This window comes from Bacillus cereus group sp. N6 (assembly GCF_016483705.1).
GTDB classification, from domain to species: Bacteria; Bacillota; Bacilli; order Bacillales; family Bacillaceae_G; genus Bacillus_A; species Bacillus_A wiedmannii.
Genome location: NZ_JAEHBI010000127.1, coordinates 1 through 3,229, shown reverse-complemented (window position 1 = coordinate 3,229; position 3,229 = coordinate 1). Strand labels below are relative to the sequence as shown.

The window sequence follows — 3,229 nt, the reverse complement described above, 5'->3', positions numbered from 1 at the left end:
TACTCAGTATTTACAAATGAGAGGCATATGAAACTAGTAAAATTTAAAAAGCTTCCGTGAGGAAGCTGAGTAGTTACGAAATTTTTATGGAGTAATCATCAGATTTTCGTATTATTTATAAATGGACCAAATAATACGAAAATGAAAGAACATATAATAAAAGATCGGGATAAAGCCAAAATAGAACTTACTATTTATATATCTTATATATTTACAATAACTTTTCTCTGTATAATAGGGATTTTAAATTTTTATTTTAGTATTAATAAATTTATTATAATTTCTGTTTATTCAGCATCTGAAAGCGCTATTATTAGTTTTATATCCCAAGGAATCATAAATAGCTCAAAAATGTTACAGGGATCTAATTTAAGTGATTTTTATTGTATAAAGAAGTTTGAGCAAAAAAATTATTATAATAATTTACTTTCTAAGTTTCTCTCAAGAAACTTCATAGCAATCCTGATTGGTTATTATCTTGGTGTAATCATTCTTTACGGATTATCATTATTTACAGCTATCATTAATACTAGCTCACCTAATTTAATTCTCCTTGATGAGCCTTTTGTTAATTTTGACATTAGGTCGAGGAAAGTTACTCTAGATTATTTGAAGGATCATATAATTCAGCATAAAGCAATTTTAATTTATGCAACTCATTCAACAGATACTGATGTAACGAGTTTTTCAAATAAAAAAATAATTTTAAAAAAAGATGAGCAACTCGATAAAGTAGTTCTGGAGAGTGATAATTGTGAAACCTAAATTATTTAGTATTAGTTTTATTGCTTGTTTAGTTATAGGAAGCTCATTTTTCTTTTTGGGATTTTTACTACTTCCTAATGAACAGTTTAGTCCTAATTTACAGCCTTCTTTCATTAGTATTATTAATACTAACTTTGAAATACATTTTACTACAATCATATTTTCCATTGTTAGTTTCGGATTTTTTTCTTTAATTTTTCTGTTCCAACAGTTTTTTCTTTAGGATTTGCTTTTCATAGTTTGATAGAAAAAACTTCCTTAAAAACAGCATATTCTTATTTTGCAGGTCATGGAATAATTGAAATCATAAATATGTTCTTCACTGCAGCAATAGGTTTATTTGTAGCAGAATGTTTTTGTTAACATGATTAGAAAGAACTTAATAAGAATTCATTTATCCTATTAGGAAAAAATCTTTTAGTGCTATTAATTATAGATTTACTACTTTTATTAGGTGCTGTATTATTAGAAACATATCTATCTCCATTATTAGTGACAGAAACCATATAATCTAGTTTTAACGTTTGATGTACAATTAATGGTTCTGGTGTTGTTTCTGTTAAAAACTTTCACAAGATTATGGAGCGAATAGAATTTATCCAAAAATTAAATTTACCTTTAGATAACGGTAGAGAAGTACATCAGAATCGCTTGCTACAAATGGCACGTGAAGGATCACGTTATTCTTATCTAGGTTTCATGAGCTCAAACGACATGCAACTCTTATGGCCTTTCTCATTCATATATGCTTTTTTAACAGATCAAGGAATAAAGATGCTTGAAAAACTAATGGATAGAATATTTAATCGTGGAGCAAAGAAACATAAAGAACATTTTCAAAAGGACAGAAAAGCGATTAATGAAAAGGTTCGTTTATACGCAAAAGTTGGAAAGGCTTTAACTGAAGCAAAAGAATTAGAACAAGACCCATTTGAATCTTTACAATCTATCATTTCGTGGGAATAATTTGTTTCAATTGCGTGACTAGGGGATATGATAAGAAGTTCAAGAGTAATAGAACCCCCAATTTAAAATGTTTTTGGTAACTACTCAGCTTCCTCACGGAAGCTGAGTAGTTACGAAATAACAAAGAAAAAAAGGACTTGAAAAATCAAGTCCTAGAACAATTTATTAGGTAAATTCTTTAATATAGACATTTTCATAGCTTTATGGAACATGACCTGTAAATGCTCTGGTACGTTTTCTTTATCTCCTGCAAAAATAATATGAGGATTTACGAAATAGTATGACAAATTTATACAAGTTTCTTATGAATGAATTTCCAACACAACAAGGACGCGATGCGACGCGCTATACATTATTTTTATTTTCCACAATTAGCACCCGGTTAGTTGTAGCTCCTCCGGCTCAAGTGTTTCAAATTGCGACGATGTTGCAGTCACTGTATACAACGTTATCAATCTTAGTTTCTGAATTCATTATGACAAATGTCACACGCAATCAAATTCTCAATATTTTAGCAGCTCTGGTTACCACAACTTCCGCTGTTTCTGGTGGAGGAGGAGCTACTGGTGCAACCGGACCCACTGGAGCTACTGGTGGTACTGGCGGGACTGGTCCTAGTGTCACGAATAATATTTATGTAACAAATTATACCTCTAATAACGTTTCTGTTATTGCGGGTACACCGAATCATGTCATTATGACCATTTCTGTTGGATTAAAACCAGAGGGAATCGGTATAAATAAAATTACAGAACGGATTTATGTTGTAAATTCCGGATCCAATACAGTATCCGTTATAGATGGATTAAACAATGGGGTTATTGCTACTGTTTCTGTTGGAAGTGGTCCAACAGACGTTGGAGTGAATCAAACGACGAACGAAATTTATATTTCAAATCGAGGAAATTCTACCGTTTCTGTCATAAATGGAATTAATAATACTTTCATTGCCACAATCACTGCTGGGGGTTCCATAAATAATATTGTTGTCAACAATATTACTAATAGAATTTATGTTCAAAATGGTAACTCTTCTAATATATCAGTAATTGATGGAAATAATCATGGAGTCATTGCTACTATTACTGTTGGAAATGGTCCTTGGGGTATGGGAATTAATGAAATTACTAATAAAATTTATGTTGCAAATTACGGATCCAATACAGTATCCGTCATAGATGGATCAAACAATGGTGTCATTGCTACGATTTCAGTAGGGACTAATCCACGTGAAATCGCAGTAAAAGAACCTCCGATTAATTAACATATTTAATCGATAGTTTTTTAATTTTATTTTTTATACTAGCTACCAATAATAAGGCGGTTTTAACGTTCCATGTCATATCTACACGTTATTTCTTGATTTCTTGCTTATCACGCCATTTCCGAGAGAGCTTAAACAATCGAAGAACTGTGAAAATCTACTGCTTTAGCTGTGGGTAGTTACATAAACTAGGTTAAATTGTTCACTATAACTATTTACTCTTTCTCCAAAATA

2 protein-coding genes and 2 pseudogenes are annotated in these 3,229 nt (G+C 31.0%); 3 read left to right on the top strand and 1 reads right to left on the bottom strand.

The features are described 5' to 3' along the window. Positions 1-141 precede the first annotated feature (141 nt). On the top strand, positions 142-765 hold the full coding sequence (locus JDS99_RS32215) for a P-loop NTPase family protein (protein WP_242475808.1): 624 nt from the start codon (positions 142-144) through the stop codon (positions 763-765). Between the two features lie 543 nt (positions 766-1,308). Beyond that, positions 1,309-1,728: pseudogene (locus tag JDS99_RS30200) on the top strand (Tn3 family transposase); the annotation flags it as partial. Positions 1,729-1,883: 155 nt separating this feature from the next. Here the strand turns inward: JDS99_RS30200 and JDS99_RS32210 are convergent. Then, positions 1,884-2,006: pseudogene (locus JDS99_RS32210) on the bottom strand (MarR family transcriptional regulator); the annotation flags it as partial. 5 nt (positions 2,007-2,011) lie between these two features. Here JDS99_RS32210 and JDS99_RS30195 point away from each other — a divergent pair. Next, positions 2,012-2,995, top strand: a complete 984-nt coding sequence (locus JDS99_RS30195) for a YncE family protein (RefSeq protein WP_199696414.1) — start codon at positions 2,012-2,014, stop codon at positions 2,993-2,995. Positions 2,996-3,229: the final 234 nt, after the last annotated feature.

Bases quoted from the DNA above. Each gene is read 5' to 3' on its own strand.
- JDS99_RS32215 (WP_242475808.1), top strand. From the start codon at position 142: ATGAAAGAACATATAATAAAAGATCGGGATAAAGCCAAAATAGAACTT.
- JDS99_RS30195 (WP_199696414.1), top strand. From the start codon at position 2,012: ATGACAAATTTATACAAGTTTCTTATGAATGAATTTCCAACACAACAA.